Below are 15,782 nucleotides of genomic sequence, written 5' to 3' on the forward strand. Positions count from 1 at the left end.
GCGTTCCACGCGAGGGAGAAGCTGGTGTTGGTGGTCGCGGTGACCTGGAGGTTGCCCGGCACGCCCGGCGTGCCCGCGGGGGTCGTCGGCGTGGTGCCGCCGCCGCAGGAGGCGCCGTTGAGCGTGCAGTTGGTGGGGGTGCCGCTACCGGCGGCGATGAATCCGAAGCTGGCCGTGCCACCGGGGGCGATCGTGCCGTTCCAGGTGCTGGCGAAGCTCACGTGCCCGGAGTTGCCGGTGCGGGCCGAGTCCCACGACGAGCTGATCGAGGTGCCGCTGGGCAGGTCGAACGCGACCGTCCAGCCGTTGATCGTGCTGGTTGTGCCGTTGGTGATCGTGTACTTGGCCTCGTAACCGGAACCCCAGGTGGAGGTTTGGACGAAGGCCGCGGTGGCGGGCGCGGCCATAGCCGGCGTCGCGGCGACGATGACGGTGGCCGCGGCCGTTGCCAGGGCAGCCGCGATCACCCCGATTCGCAGTCTCATTGCAGACCTGCCTCGGACTCGAACGAGATGGGGGATGTAGGGCGCCCTAGCGCTGGACACTACGCGAAGGTTTGTTAACAGTAAAGATGTCGGTCGATTGGGTGGTTTTACCTCGCAGTTGATCAGTGCGGAGTGTCGTACCCGGCCACTACGCTCGGCACCGTGAACGGACAGACGCGGGCGACGCTCGTGCAGGAAGCCTCAAGACGGTGGCGCTCCCAGCTCATCGACCTGGGCGGGCGCAACACGCTGCTGTATTACAAGGACCTGCGCTCAGGCACGCTGGACCTGTCCGCGGCCGACCCGGTCGCGGTGGCGGCGCTGCTCGGCGGGCGCACCATGTCGCTCAGCCAGCTGTTCACCCGCTCCTCCGCGAAACGCGCCGGTGCGGTGCCCGTGCCTGCGGAGATTGCGCCGGATCTACCGGGCGTTGCGGAGCCCGACCCGACCGCGTCACGCCTGGTGGACTCGGGGCAGCCTGCCATCGGGCGGGCGAAGGTGCCCACAACCCCGGTCGAGCCGATCGAAGCAGCGGCCGAGCCGGCCGGCGAAGTGGTGGAGAGTGCCGAAGCCGCCGAGGTCCCTGAGCCTGACGAGGGGCCGGCGCTCACGCACGCCGCTGCCGTCAAGCGGGCGCGCACGATCCGGAACAAGGCGCGCGAGCTGGCCGAGGAGCGCGGCATCGAGACGTGCTTCGTGGCGATCGGCAGCGCGACCTGGACCCCGGCCGCCGGCAGCGGCGTGCCCGCCGCCCCGGTCCTGCTGCGCTCCGCCCAGCTGAGGGCCCGCGGCGCCGCCGAGGACGACTTCGAGCTGAGCGTCCACGGCGACACCGAGGTCAACCCGACGTTGCTGCAGCTGCTCGAGGAGGAGTTCGGCGTCCAGGTCGACGCCGACGAGCTCGAGGAGCTGATCGACTACACCGCCGGGTTCGACCCGCAGCCGCTGTATGAGCGCCTGGTCAAGGAGGCGTCCGGCCGGGTCCGCGGCTTCACCGTCGGCCCGCGGTGCGTCCTCGGCACGTTCTCCTACGCGAAGCTGCCGATGGTCAACGACCTGCGGGTCGCCGCCACCGCGCTGGAGGGCCACGAGATCATCGCCGCGATCGCCGGTGACGGCGAGGCACAGCAGCGGCTGCACGCGACCGGCGCGGTCCAGCCCGACGACCCCGACCTGATCGCCCCGGTCGACGAGTTCCTGGTGCTGGACGCGGACTCCTCGCAGAACTACGCGATCAACGCGGTCCTCTCCGGGCAGCACAGCGTGATCAAGGGTCCGCCCGGCACCGGCAAGAGCCAGACCATCGCCAACCTCATCGCATCGCTGGTCGCCCGCGGCAAGCGGGTCCTGTTCGTGGCGGAGAAGCGGGCCGCGATCACCGCCGTCACCGACCGGCTCGCCCGGCGCGGTCTCGGCAGCCTGGTCATGGACGTCCACGACGGCACCACCTCGCGGCGCCGGGTCGCCGCCGACCTCAAGGCCGCGTTCGACTCCGCCGCCAGGATCGCCCAGCCCGACCTCAGCGTCCTGCACGAGACCCTGACCACGAAGCGGGCCCAGCTCAACGGGCACGACGAGGCGCTGCACCAGGTCCGCGAGCCGTGGGGCGTCACGGCGTATCAGTCGCAGTGCGCCCTCGTCGCCCTGTCCGAGACGGTGCGGCCGATGACGCCGGTGCGGCTGCGCGGGCAGACCCTCGCCGCCCTCGACGCCGGCACCACCCGCCGGGTCCGCGAGCAGCTGCGTGACTTCGCCGCGCTCGGCGGGTTCACGCTGACCGCTCAGCAGTCGGGTTGGGTGGGCGCCGCTGTGCGTACCCCCGCCGACGCCGAAGCCGCATTCGACCTCGCCGAACGGCTCGCGGAGCGGACCCTGCCCGCGGCCCGTCCGGGGCTGCGGCACGTCCAGGAGCGGACCGGCCTGCGTGCCCCCGCCGACCTGGCCGGCTGGCGCAACCTGTTCGGCTTCCTCGACGGCGTCGCGGCGACACTGACCCAGTTCCACGAGGACGTGTTCCGGGTCGACCTCGCGACCCACATCGCCTCCGCCGCCGATGCCGCGTGGCGCAAGGAGCACGCCGGGCAGCCCGGCACCGACGCGGGCTGGCTCACCCGCCGCCGCATGCGCAAGCAGGCCGCCCAGCTGTGGCGCGGCCCCGGCAAGCCCAGCCGGCAGCAACTGTTCACCGGGCTGACGACCGCGCTCACCCAGCGGTCGCAGTGGACCCGCGCCACCGCTGACGGCGGTCCGCCCCGCCTGCCGGCCGAGCTCGGCCGGGCCAAGGCCGCCTTCGAGCAGCTGGACGGGCAGGTCGCGCAGCTGCAGCGGCACGTGCCGCACATCGCCCTTGCCGGCCTGGACCTCGACCGGCTGGCCGCGGTCCTGTCGGGCCTGGCCGCCGACGAGCGCACCCTGCGCAAGATCCCGCGGCTCAACGAACTCGGCGCCACGTTCACCGGCCTCGGCCTCGACCAGCTCGTCGCCGACCTGGCCGGCCGCCGCCCCGACGCCGACCTGGCCGCCGCCGTCTTCGACGCGTGCTGGCACGCCTCGATCCTGCAGCACCTCAACTTCACCGACCCCCGCATCGGCGCGTTCGACGGGCCGCTGCACACCCGCACCGTCGAGGAGTTCCGCGCAGCGGACCGGGCGCACATCGACGCGACCGCCAGCCGCGTCCTGCGGGCCGTCGCCGAGCACATCACCCGCACCCGCGACCAGTACCCGGACGAGAGCCGCCTGGTCGAGCACCAGGCCAACCTCAAGCGCCGGCACCTGCCGATCCGCCAGCTCTTCGCGACCGCCCCGCACATGCTGACCGCCCTGCGTCCCTGCTGGGCGATGAGCCCGCTGATCGTGTCGCAGCTGCTGCCCGCCGAGGCGGACCTGTTCGACGTCGTCGTCTTCGACGAGGCCAGCCAGGTCACGCCCGCCGACGCGGTCCCGGCGCTGCTGCGGGCCCGGCAGGTCGTCGTCGCCGGTGACGAGCACCAGCTGCCGCCGACGTCGTTCTTCACCGCCGCGGAGGACGGCGGGGGCGCCGACCCGCTCGGCGTCCGGGCCGACGGCTCGATCGACCTGTCGCTCACCTCCGGCTACGAGTCGGTGCTGGATGTGCTGACGGCGCTGTTGCCGGCGTACCTGCTGCGCTGGCACTACCGCAGCCAGGACGACCGCCTCATCGGCTTCTCCAACGCCCACATCTACGAGCGCTCGCTGGTCACGTTCCCGGGCACGGCCGGTGCCGGCTCGGTGCAGCACGTCCACGTCGCGCACGATCCCGCCAACACCGACACGGACAGCGTGACCGCGGAGGTCGACCGGGTCGTCGAGCTCGCGCTGCGGCACGCCCAGCTGCGTCCGAGCGAGTCCCTCGGCGTCATCACCATGGGCATCGTCCACGCCGACCGCGTCGACCTCGCCCTGCGCAAGGCGCTGTCGGCCCGCCCCGAGCTGCACGCGTTCTTCTCCGAGTCCGCCACCGAGCCGTTCTTCGTGAAGAACCTCGAACGCGTCCAGGGCGACGAGCGCGACGCGATCATCCTGTCCATCGGCTACGGCAAGAACGCCGCCGGCCAGCTGCCCTACCGCTTCGGCCCGCTCCTGCTGCCCGGCGGCGAGCGGCGGCTCAACGTCGCCGTCACCCGAGCCCGCCGCCGGATGACCCTGGTCAGCTCGTTCACCGCGGCCGACATGGACCCGGCCCGCAGCACGTCGGAAGGCGTGCGGCTGCTGCGCGCGTACCTCGAATACACGGAGTCCGGCGGCACCTCCCTCAGCGGCGCCGCGGCCGACCGCGTCCAGCCCGACGCCTTCGAGGCAGACGTCCTCGCCCGCCTCACCGCCGCTGGCATCCCCGTCACGGCCCGCTTCGGCGTCGCCGGCGCCTTCATCGACTTCGCCTGCGCCCACCCGTCCGACCCCGACGAGCTGGTCCTCGCCATCGAGACCGACGGCGCCACGTATCACTCCGCGAGCACCGCCCGCGACCGCGACCGCCTCCGGCAGGAGCAGCTCGAACGCCTCGGCTGGCGCTACCACCGCATCTGGTCCACCGACTGGTTCGCCGACCCGGCCGCGGAGACCGCCCGCACCCGCGCCGCCTATGACGAGGCGGTCGCCGCCGTCGACGCCCGCCGCACCAACGAGCCGACCATCGTGCTGCATGTGCCGCCGCCGTCCCCGCCGGCTGTTTCGTCGGACCGCGCCCTGCCCCGCCCCGACTTCACCCCGGGCCGGCCGATCGCCGAGTATCCGGCCGCGGTGCTGGTCGACCTGATCCGCTGGATCGAGTCGGACACGCTGCTGCGGACGGAGGAGCAGGTGCTGGAGGAAGCTCGGCGGGAGCTCGGCTTCAAGCGCGGCGGCGCTCGGATCAACGCGGCGCTTGCCGAGGCTCTCCGGTCGTCCCGTGCTTCTGCTGCTCCCGCTCCGGCCGCTGCTGCTCCCGCTCCGGCCGCTGCTCCGGCCGGCTCGCCGGATGCTGATCGGACGATGATGCTGGAGTTGCCGGCGGAGGAAGAGACCCGGTTCCTGCCGCAGCGGCCTGAGACGGATTGAGGGCTTCCGCTGGTTGCGGTTCGCGGTCCTTTGTCGTCCAGACCTTCAAATATTCGCCCAAATGGCGCGGGGACTTGATGGCACCGCCCGGCCTTCGGCCGTGCGACAGGGTTGCGTGGTCACCCTGGTAGCCGTCTTGCGGTGATGCCAAGCCAGGTCCGCACTCACATGAACCACCGCCGTCGAGGTCATCATTCGGTGCTACAACACCGTCTTCAGGCAAAAAACGAAAACCATCGATTGCTGGACTGGGTAGTACCAGCGCGTTTCTCATGATCCGGTAGAGCTTGTGCACTCCTGGGTGTCCAAGCTTTACCGGATCATGGGGAAGTTGCCTGAGTCGATAGACCAGGCGGTCTGTGGCCGGACGGCGATCTTGCGAAGGTTGTTGATCCCGGCGGCGGTGTGGCACCACCGAATGATGACCTCGACGGCGGTGGATCTTGCGAGGGCGGGCCTGGCATGGGATCACCGCACGACGGCACGGACCGGGACCACGCCACCCTGTCGCACGGACGCGCCAGCGGCCGGGCGGTGCCATGAAGTCCCCGCAACGTTGGGCGAATATTTGAAGGGCATGAGGACCGGAAAGGGCGGGCCCAAGTCGGGCCCGCCCTTCGCGGTGGAGCTGAAAACCAGGCCGACTACACCGGAGCAGTGAACGTGTAGGAGCCCGCCGGCACCAGGAACGTCGCCGACCCCGACGGCACGGCCTGGCCGGGAGCGGTGATCGAGCCGGGCTGCGAGGTGGGCACCTTCACCGTCGCCGAGGCGCCGGCCGGCACCGTCACCCGCAGTGTCAGCGTGCCGCCAGAGATCGACCAGTCGCTGACCGCGAGCCCGTACGGCGTCTCGTACGACGACTTCGCCGAGGTCAGGCCGCCGCCCGGCTGCGGCGCGACGAGCAGCGACGCGTAGCCGGGGGAGGCCGGGCCGAGACCGCCGACCTGGCGGTACAGGAAGTCGCCGACGGAGCCGAGCCCGTAGTGGTTGAAGGAGTTCATACCGGCGTCCTGGAAGGAACCGTCGGTGCGGATGCCGTCCCAGCGCTCCCAGATCGTGGTCGCGCCGCGGCTGTTCATGTACCCCCAGCCGGGGTAGCCGGGCTGGAGCAGGATCTGATAGGCCGTGTCCGCGTGGCCGGTGTTGGCGAGGACCGGCAGGAGGTTCTCGACGCCGAGGAAGCCGACGGACAGGTGCCCGCTGGTGGCGGCGACCTTGGCGACCAGCTTGTCCGCCAGTTGCGCATTGCGCGACGACGGCACGAGACCGAAGGCCAGGGCCAGGACGTAGCCGGTCTGGGTGTTGCCGGACACGGTCCCGTCGGCGGCGACGAAGCGCGCGGTGAACGCCGCGCCCACCTGGTCGGCGAGGGTGCCGTAGGAGGCGGCCTGGGCGGTGCGGCCGGTGGCCGCGGCCATGCGGGACACCAGGCGGGCCGACCAGGCGAAGAACGCCGTGGAGATGACGTCCTGCGCGGTGTTGTCGTTGACGTTGAGCCAGTCGCCGTAGGTGGGCTGGTTGCGGATCAGGTCGCTGCCCGAGGTGGCGCGCAGGTAGTCGACCCAGCGGGCCATCGCGTCGAAGTGCTCGTCGACGACGCGGATGTCGCCGTGGCGCTGCCAGAGGGTGTACGGGACGATGACGCCCGCGTCACCCCAGCCGGCGGTGCCGGCGCCGCAGCAGACGGCGGGTGCGACGTCGGTGAAGGCACCGTCGGCGCGCTGGGCGTCGACGAGGTCGTCGGCGAACTTGTCGAGGAAGCCCTGGACGTCGACGTTGAAGGTGGAGGTGCCGGCGAAGATCGCGATGTCGCCGGTCCAGCCGAGCCGCTCGTCGCGTTGCGGGCAGTCGGTGGGGATGGACAGCATGTTGGAGCGTTCGCCCCACAGGATGTTGTGCTGCAGCTGGTTGACCAGGGCGTTCGAGGTGGTGAGGGTGCCGAGCTGGGAGCCGGAGGTCCAGGCGGCCCGGCCGGTGACGGTGTCCGCGGTCGGGGTGAAGCCGGCCGGGAGACCGGTGAGCTCGACGTAGCGGTACCCGTGCACCGTGAAGCGTGGCTCGTAGGTCTCGGCGCTGCCGGTGCCCGCGAGCGTGAAGCGATCCGTGGCCTGGGCCGCGCGCAGGTTGGTCGTGTAGAGCTGCCCGCCGGTCAGGACCTCGGCGTGGCGGATCTGGACGGTGGTGCCGGCCGGGCCGGTGACCGAGATCCGGTTCCAGCCGGTGAAGTTCTGGCCCATGTCGAAGATCCACACGCCGGGCGAGGGCTGCGTGACCGACACGGGACGGAACTGCTGCTGGACGGAGACGCCGTTGTCGACCTGCGAGACCAGGTTGGGCTTGGCGCCGGTCTTCAGAGCGACGCCGGCCCAGGAGCTGTCGTCGAAGGCGGGGTCGTCCCAGTTGGCAATGGCCAGCCGGGCATCGTAGGTCTCGCCGTGGTAGAGGTCGTCGGCGCGGATCGGCCCGCTGGTGACCTTCCAGGTGTTGTCGGTGCGCACGGTCGAGGTGGTGCCGTCGGTGTAGACCAGCACCAGTTGCGCGGAGTACCACGGCTGGGTGCCGTACTTCTGGCTGCCGGCGAACCCGAGGCTGCCGGAGTACCAGCCGTTGCCCAGCCAGGCGCCCAGCGCGTTGGCGCCCTGGCGGATCTGGCCGGTGACGTCGTACACCTTGTACTGGACGCGCTTGTTGTAGTCGGTCCACCCGGGCGCGAGGACGTCGGTGCCGACGCGGGCGCCGTTGAGCCGGGTCTCGTGCAGGCCCAGCGCGGTGGTCAGCAGGCGCGCGGAGGCGACCGGCTTGCTCACCGTGAAGCCCTTGCGCAGCAGCGGCGCGGCCTTGGCGATGGAGACGTTGGCGCCCCAGGGGCCGGTGCCGTAGGTGGCCACGGCGCGGGCCGCGGGCCAGGAGGCGTCGTTGAAGCCGCCGGTGTTCCAGCCGGCGGGCGCGGTGGTGGAGGCCTTCCACGACGTGTCGGTCACCAGCGACGCGCCGGTCAGCTTGGCGATCATCCCGGCCGGGGACTGCGTGGTGTTCTCGGAGGCGATGGCGATGGTGTTGGCACCGGCAACGAGCCGGCTCCGGATGTCGATCGCGGTCGCCTGCTGCCATGACTGGTACACCCGCGGCGACGTGCTGACCTGGGTGCCGTTGACCCACACGTCGGCGGTGTCGTCGCCGGTGACGACCAGGGTCGCGGTGGCGGGCACGGAGGCGAGGGTGAACGTGCGGCGGAAGTACCGGGTCGCCGCCGGCACGCCCGCGGCGGGGTCGCCCTCCGGGTACCAGATCCAGGTGGCGCCGGACAGGTCGGCGGTGACGGTGGCCTGCCCGATGAAGTCGCCGGTCCACTCGGTCGCCGGCGCGCGCAGGCCGGTCTCGAAGGACCAGGTGGGGCTCCACGCGCTGACCCGGCCCTGGGTGTCCCAGACGCGGACCTTCCACGTGTACCGCTTCATGGACTGCAGCGCCGGGCCGGTGTAGACGACGTCGACCTGCTGCCCGGACGGGACCCGGCCGCTGTTCCAGACGCCGTCGACGGACAGCTCGTAGGCCGCCTGCCGCTGCTGGTCGACGGTCGAGGCGAGCTTCCAGCCGAAGCGGGGCTGGGCGGCGTCGACGCCGAGGGGGTTGGCGCGGTGCTCGACGGTGCCGCTCGCCACGCTCAGCGGCGACGGCGCGTTCGGGTCGGGCGCGACGACGCCTGCGTTCCACGGGCCGACGCCGTAGGCGCCGAGATCGGCGGCGGCGGGCCAGCCGCTGTCGGCGAACCCGGGCTGCTCCCAGCCGGACGGCACGGTCTGGAACGCCTTCCAGCTGCCGTCGGTGTTCATGTCGGTGGTGCCGCCGGCCGTGACGACGTGCACCTTGCCGATCAGGCCGGCCGGGCCGGCGGCCGTGTTGCGGGCCGCGATGGCCAGCGTGTTGGTGCCGCTGACCAGGGCGGACTGCAGGTCGACATAGACGGCGTTCTTCCAGGAGTCGGTGACCCGCGGGGACGCCGCGACGGGCTTGCCGTTGAGCCACACGTCGACGCTGTCGTCGCCGGTGACGACCAGCTGCGCCTCGGTGACTGCGCCGGCGGCGACGGTGAAGTTCTTGCGGAAGTATCGGTACGCCGCGGGCGCGCTGTTGGCCGGGTTGCCCTCCGGGTACCAGACCCAGTGCGCCCCGGAGAGGCTGACGGGCGTCGCGGCGGCGGCCGGCGTGGACGGTGCGGCGAGGAGTGCGGCAAGCAGAACGAGCGCGGTGGCGCCCGCGCGGCGTCTCTTCAGGCGCATGGCGGTGCTCCTGTCGGTATGTGTGAAACGTTTCATTAAAACGTTTCATTGAGTGGTGATGCACTGACTGTACGTAGACCCTGGTCCATAAGCAACGCCCTGTCCCGCGACGAACCGCAAGATGAGGGGAGTATGGAGGTGGGATGCCGGGAAAGCTGCTCGTCATCGGTGGTGCGGAGAGCCACGACGCTGGTGATGACGCCATCCTCGAACGGTTCGTGCTGCTCGCCGGCGGTGCCGAGGCGCACCTCGTGGTGATCGCGACCGCGAGCGAGAGCCCCGCGCAGCGCGAGAAGGAATACGCCGAGGTCTTCCACCGCCTCGGCGCCGGCCGCGTCACCCCGCTGCGCCTCGAGGACCGCGAGGACAGCAACAACGACCTGGCCGTCACCGCGATCGAGCACGCCACCGGGGTCTTCTTCACCGGCGGCGACCAGTTGCGCATCACCACCGTCGTCGGCGGCTCCAAGGTCGACACCGCGCTGCACGCCCGGCTCGCCGAGGGCATGATCCTCGCCGGCACCAGCGCCGGCGCCGCGATGATGTCCAGCACGATGATCCTCGGCGGCAGCATCGCGTCGGTGTCCACCGACAGCGTCCGCACCGGCCCTGGCATGGAGTTTCTGCCCGGCGTGCTCATCGACATGCACTTCGCCCAGCGCGGGCGGCTCAACCGGCTGCTCAGCGCCATCGCGATGTTTCCGCACGAGCTCGGGCTCGGCATCGACGAGAACACCGCGATCCTCGTCGACGGCGACGTGTTCGAGGTCCTCGGCGCCGGCACCGTCACCGTCATCGACGCCGGGCAGGCCCGCACGATCAGCGCCACGCTGTCCGACGTCGGCGGGCCGATCGCGCTGTGCGGCGCCCAGTTGCACGTGCTCCCGGCGGGCTGGCGGTTCAACCTCACCGAGCGGGCTGCCATCAAGAGATCGGAACGAGACCATGCGCATTGAGAGCAGTCGCCGGTTGCGCGGACCCAACCGGTACGTCGCCCGCCCGGTTCAGGTCACCCGGGTGCTGCTCGACGGGCTGACCGGACGCGAGAGCAGCGACTACCCCGGCTTCGCCGAACGGCTCGTGGCCGCGTTCCCCGGCCTCACCGAGCACCACTGCGCCTTCGGCGAGCCCGGCGGTTTCGTCAGGCGGCTCGTCGGCGGCACCTACTTCGGCCACACCGCCGAACACGTCGCCATCGAGCTGTCCCAGCGCATCGGCCGCCACGTCAACTTCGGCCGCACGGAGGGCACCGGCGTGCCCGGCGAATACGACGTCGTCACCGAGTGCCCGCTCGACGAGCCACCGGACTCCCGCCTCGCCGAGGCGCTGCTTTCCTTGGCGATCACCGGTGTACTGGCGGCGCTGCGCGGCGAACCGGTGCGCTGCGAGGATGAGCTTGCGGTCCTGCGCGGCACCTATGAGCGGGAGAAGAGCGGACCGAGCACGGCGGCCATCGCCGACGCCGCCCGCGAGCGCGGCATCCCGGTCGAGCGGGTCGGCGAGCTCAGCCTGCTGCGCCTCGGCTACGGCCGGCACCGCAGGCTGGTGTGGGCCGCGCTCACCGACCAGACCTCCGCCATCGGCGTCGACATCGCCTCCGACAAGGAACTCACCCGGCGCCTTCTCGACGAGGCCGGCGTCCCCGTGCCCAGCGGCGGCGCGGCGACCTCCCTCGCCGAGGCCCTGACCCTGTTCGGCGAGCTCGGCCCGCCCGTCGTGGTCAAACCGCGGCAGGGCCGCCAGGGGATGCACGTGTTCCTCGGCGTCGACACCCCCGACGCGCTGCGCGCCGCCTTCGAGGCCGCCACCGCCGGCGGGGACGACGCCGTCGTCGAACGCGAACTGACCGGTCGCGACTACCGCGTGCTCGTGGTCGGCGGCCAGGTCGTCGCCGCCGCCGAACGGGTCGCCGCGCACGTCGTCGGCGACGGCGCCACCGACGTGGCCGGCCTGATCGCCCGGGCCAACGAGGACCCGCGCCGCGGCGTCGGCCACGCCCGCGCGCTGACCCGGCTCACCGTCGACGACGTCGCGCGCACCCTGCTGCTGCGCCAGGGCCTCGACGTCGACGGCGTGCCCGCCGACGGCCAGGTGGTGCGGCTGCGCGAGAACGCCAACCTCTCCACCGGCGGCACCAGCGTCGACGTCACCGACCGCGTCCACCCGTCGGTCGCCGACCTGTGCCGGCGGGTCGCGGCGATCGTCGGCCTCGACATCGCCGGGCTCGATCTGCGCCTGCCGTCGATCGACGAGCCGCTGCCCCCGACCGGGCTCGCCACCGGCGGCGGGGTCATCGAGGTCAACGCCGCCCCGGGGCTGCGCATGCACCTCGACCCGAGCGACGGCACCGCCCGCGACGTCGGCGCGGCGGTCGTGGAGGCGCTGTACCCGGCCGGCACCCCGTCGCGGATCCCGATCGTCGCGATCACCGGCACCAACGGCAAGACCACCGTCGCCCGCCTCACCGCGCACCTGCTCGACGGCGCGGGCCTGCGGGTCGGCGTCACCACCACCGACGGCATCGCCATCGGCGGCCGGCTCGTCCAGCGCGCCGACGCCACCGGGCCGCGTTCGGCCCGCGTCGTGCTCAGCGACCCCACCGTCGACGCCGCGGTGCTCGAGACCGCCCGCGGCGGCCTGCTCCGCCAGGGGCTCGGCTACGACTGGAGCGACGTCGGGATCATCACCAACCTGACCGGCGACCACCTCGGCCAGGACGGCATCGAGAGCGTCGAGGACCTGGTCGCCCTCAAGTGCCTCATCGGCGAACGCGTCCGCGAGGGCGGCGCCGTCGTCCTCAACGCCGACGACCCACGCAGCCGCAGCCTCGCCGCGTACCCGGACGGCCGGTTCGCCAAGCGCGAGATCATCTGGTGCGGCCTCGACCCCCGCAACCCGCTCATCCGGCGGCACTGGGACACGGGCGGCCGGGCCTACCTGCTCGCCGACGGCTGGCTCGTCGAGCTCGCCGACCGCCGCTGGATCCCGCTGCTCGCCGTGCACGAGCTCGGCGGCGGCTTCGGCGGCGCCGCCCGGCACCTGGTCGCCAACGCCCTCGCCGCGACCGCCGCCGCCCGCGTCCTCGGCGTCGCCACCGCCCGCGTCGCCGAGCGCCTCCGCAGCTTCACCGACAACCCGGACGACAATCCGGGCAGGGGCATGCTGCTGCGCCTCGGCGGGACCGACATCCTCGTCGACTACGCGCACAACCCCGCCGCCATCGGCGCCGTCGGTGACCTCGTCGAACGCCTCTGGGGCGCGGCCCGCGCCGTCGCCGCCGTCACCCTGCCCGGCGACCGCCGCGACGACCTGCTGCGCGAGTCGGCCCGGGAGATCGGGCTGCGCTTCGACCGGGTCGTCCTCTACGAGGACAGCGACCGCCGGGGCCGCTCACCCGGCGAGGTGCCGGCCCTCCTGCACGAGGAGCTGCTCGCCACCTCCCCGTCGACGAAGTGTGCCGTGGTGCGCACCGTCGACGAGGCCGTCCCCGCCGCCCTGGCCATGGCCCGCCCCGGCGACGTGGTGCTGCTGCTGTACGAGAAGATCGAGCCCGTCCTGGCGCTGCTGCACACCCTCGGCGCCGAGGTCGTCCCCGATCAACGCGTGTCGTTTCCGCTCATCGGGGCAACTGTATGAGATGGAGCGCTACCGGCTGATCGAGCAACTGGGTGTGGGCGGCATGTCCGTCGTCTGGCGGGCCCACGACGAGGTGCTGGGCCGGCCCGTCGCCGTCAAACAGCTCGCGGCCGCCGCCGACCCGGCGTCCCACCGCCGCATCCAGGCCGAGGCCCGCGCCGCGGCCCTGCTCAGCCACCCCCACATCGCCGCCGTGTTCGACTTCGGCCACACCGCCGGCGGTGCGCCGTTCGTCGTCATGGAGCTGGTCGAGGGCGAGTCCCTCGAGGAGCGGCTGGACCGGTCCGGCGGGCCGCTGCAGGTCACCGAGGCGCTGCGGATCGCGGCCCAGCTCGGCTCCGCGCTCGCCGCCGTGCACGCCCGTGGCCTCGTGCACCACGACGTCAAACCCGCCAACGTCATGCTGACCGACGGCGGGGCGAAGCTCGTCGACTTCGGCATCTCCGCGATCGCCGGCAACGACACCGACCAGCTGCTCGGCACGCCGGCCTACCTCGCGCCGGAACGCGTCCGTGGCATCCCGCCCTCGGCCGCCACCGACGTGTACGCGCTCGGCGTCGTCCTCCACCGGATGCTCGCCGGCGCGCTGCCGTGGCCGGGCACCACCACCGAGGAACTGCTGCACGCGCACCGGAAGCTGGCCCCGGCGCCGCTGCCCGCGCCCGTGTCGGCGGCGTTGCCCGAGGGGGTGGCCGACGCGTTGCGCCGCTGCCTCGCCAAGGCACCCGGGAACCGGCCCTCGGCCGCGGACCTGGCGACGCTGTTCGCCGCGCTGCCCGCCACCCGGCGGATCGCCGTGCGGCTCGGATCACCGGCGCGGCGGCTCCGGGACGCCACCCTCGGCGGTTCGGCCAAGCGGCGGGGGACCGTCGCCGCGGCGGCGGTCCTCGTGCTCGGGCTGGGTGCCGCGGGTGCCGCCGCGCAGGACCGGGACCCGGTCGCCGCCTGGACCCCCGCCTCGACGCCCGCCTCGACGCCCGCCTCGTCGCCGGCCGGCCCGCAGACCGTGGCAGACCCCACGGACCCGGCCACCCAGGCGGTCACGGCACCGGCCGACGACCCGGCCGGGAACGCCGGCGGCCCGAAAAAGGGCAAGGGTAAAGGCAAGAGCAAGAAAAGTGGTGGCTGAACCTTTTCGTTGCTTATGGCGTGCAACCTTCCCGACTGGTACACAAGTCTGATCTCGGTGATGCCCTATGGTGTCCGGGTCGAGGGATCGGAGGGGCCGTGCGGTTCGAAGTCAGCCGGGTCATGGACACCATCGAGCAACGGCTGACGACGGACGTCACGCTGGCCCAGGCCGTGGTCGACCTGGCCGACGTCGCCCGGTTCGTGGCCCTCGACGGCGGCCGCCCGATCAACCTGCTGCGCCTCGGCATGGTCGTGGACGCGCTCAGCCGCTACCTCATCGACGCCGGCGCGATGCTGTATCCCGTGGTCGGCCGGGAGGCCCTGTCGGAGGCGGCGCTCACGTCGAAGGAGCGCATGGTGCTCGGCCGGTGGGCCGACGACGGCCTCATCGAGGTCACGCCGGTCGTCGCGGACCGGCCCGTCGAGATCGCCGACTTCACCGGCCTGCCGCTGATCGTCGTGCGGGACCAGCCGCAGTTCGCCGCCCGCTTCCCGTGGCTCGTCGACAGCCCCGAGCGGGTCCTGCGCCTCACGCCCCGCGCGGGCGGCGCCGTCCTGACTCCGGGCGGCGAGCCGACCCCGCCGAAGGACGGCAAGGAACGCCTGGTCGTGAAGGGCACCGCGACCCTGCCGATCATCCCCCTCGAACCCGCCGATGCCGACGCTCCCGCCGCGGAGGAGGCTTCCGAGCCCGCCGCTTCATCGGCCGCTCCGACCTCCGGCGCCCCGAGCGTCTCGGCCGCTCCTGCGTCCGGCGCCGCGGGCTCCTCGCCCGCTTCCTCGGGTTCTTCCACCTCCTCGGCTTCCACCGACTCCGCGGACATTTCCGAAATTTCGGAATCGTCGGAAAAGGCGGAAACCGAGGCGGCGCCCAAACCGTCGCCCCGCCCCTCTCCGGCGGCGTCCAAGCCTGCCGCCCCTGCCGCCGCGTCGCAGGGCGGGCGGCCCGACGGGGTGCAGACGTTCACCGCGCGGGGCTCGCAGCGGGCCGGCCGGACCCGCGTGATGCGGCGCCGGTTCACCCGGGCGGACCCCAGCGGCGTCGGCTCGGCCCTGATGGCCCGCGAGTGGCGCTGCAAGGAGCCCGACTGCCCCGCGTTCGGCCGCTTCCGGCGGATCGGCCAGCCGGTCCCACGGATGCGTGCAGGCGTCCCCGCCTGCCCCCGGCACGGCGAGGCGCTCAAGGACATCGGTCTGCGCCCGCCCGCGTTCGCCGTGTCCGTGGTCGTCGAGGACCTGGCCCGCCGCCGGTTCGTGGTCGGCGCCGATCGCGCCATGGTGGTCGGCCGCGAGCCCGCCGACCCCGACGACATCGCCGTCGGTCAGTGGCTGCACGAGGCCGCGGCCGCCTGGATCGCCAAGGAACACCTGAAGCTCGAGGTCCGCGACGGCCGGCCGGTCGTCACCGACACGAGTGAGAACGGCACGCTGATCTGGAAACGCTCGGCACCTGAAATCAAGGAGGAGACCGAGCGGATCTACCACAAGTCCTACCAGCTGACCGGCTGGGACTCCGTCGAGCTCTACACCGGCGTCGAGCTGATCGTGGGCGATCATCGCCTGCAGACGATCGTCGGCTCCGAACCCGCCTCGGTCCTGCTCGACGCGCCGACGGTCGCGCTCCGACTGGTCGACTGAGCGTGGCGCGCCATTGAGAGGATCTCCGGGTGGTGCCGGGTCCGTATAT

The 15,782-nt window shown here is 72.5% G+C and carries 7 protein-coding genes; 5 read left to right on the forward strand and 2 right to left on the reverse strand.

Features of this window, described 5'->3' with window-relative positions; all coding sequences use genetic code 11:
- The coding region (locus ACFPIJ_RS48980) for a cellulose binding domain-containing protein (protein ID WP_380126383.1) at positions 1 to 485 on the reverse strand (485 nt) is incomplete at its 3' end.
- A gap of 162 nt (positions 486 to 647) precedes the next feature.
- On the opposite strand from ACFPIJ_RS48980, the gene ACFPIJ_RS48985 reads away from it, so the two are divergent.
- Positions 648 to 5,045, forward strand: a complete 4,398-nt coding sequence (locus tag ACFPIJ_RS48985) for an AAA domain-containing protein (RefSeq protein ID WP_380126384.1) — start codon at positions 648 to 650, stop codon at positions 5,043 to 5,045.
- 644 nt (positions 5,046 to 5,689) lie between these two features.
- Here ACFPIJ_RS48985 and ACFPIJ_RS48990 read toward each other — a convergent pair.
- Positions 5,690 to 9,328, reverse strand: a complete 3,639-nt coding sequence (locus ACFPIJ_RS48990) for a family 78 glycoside hydrolase catalytic domain (protein WP_380126385.1) — start codon at positions 9,326 to 9,328, stop codon at positions 5,690 to 5,692.
- 143 nt (positions 9,329 to 9,471) lie between these two features.
- Here ACFPIJ_RS48990 and ACFPIJ_RS48995 point away from each other — a divergent pair, with 143 nt between their 5' ends.
- The 4 genes from ACFPIJ_RS48995 to ACFPIJ_RS49010 all read left to right on the forward strand — a co-directional run bounded on the left by ACFPIJ_RS48995 (position 9,472) and on the right by ACFPIJ_RS49010 (position 15,733).
- The gene (locus ACFPIJ_RS48995) at positions 9,472 to 10,284 is read left to right on the forward strand and encodes a cyanophycinase (protein WP_380126386.1); all 813 of its coding nucleotides are present in this window, start codon (positions 9,472 to 9,474) and stop codon (positions 10,282 to 10,284) included.
- A gap of 13 nt (positions 10,285 to 10,297) precedes the next feature.
- Complete coding sequence (cphA, locus tag ACFPIJ_RS49000) at positions 10,298 to 12,964, forward strand: cyanophycin synthetase (RefSeq protein ID WP_380126387.1); 2,667 nt, start codon at positions 10,298 to 10,300, stop codon at positions 12,962 to 12,964.
- A gap of 1 nt (position 12,965) precedes the next feature.
- On the forward strand, positions 12,966 to 14,093 hold the full coding sequence (locus ACFPIJ_RS49005) for a serine/threonine-protein kinase (protein ID WP_380126388.1): 1,128 nt from the start codon (positions 12,966 to 12,968) through the stop codon (positions 14,091 to 14,093).
- A 98-nt stretch (positions 14,094 to 14,191) separates the two neighbouring features.
- A complete protein-coding gene (locus ACFPIJ_RS49010; protein ID WP_380126389.1) occupies positions 14,192 to 15,733 on the forward strand; it encodes a hypothetical protein in 1,542 nt (513 codons plus the stop codon).
- Positions 15,734 to 15,782 lie beyond the last annotated feature (49 nt).

This window comes from Dactylosporangium cerinum, assembly GCF_042653625.1.
Lineage (GTDB): Bacteria > Actinomycetota > Actinomycetes > Mycobacteriales > Micromonosporaceae > Dactylosporangium > Dactylosporangium cerinum.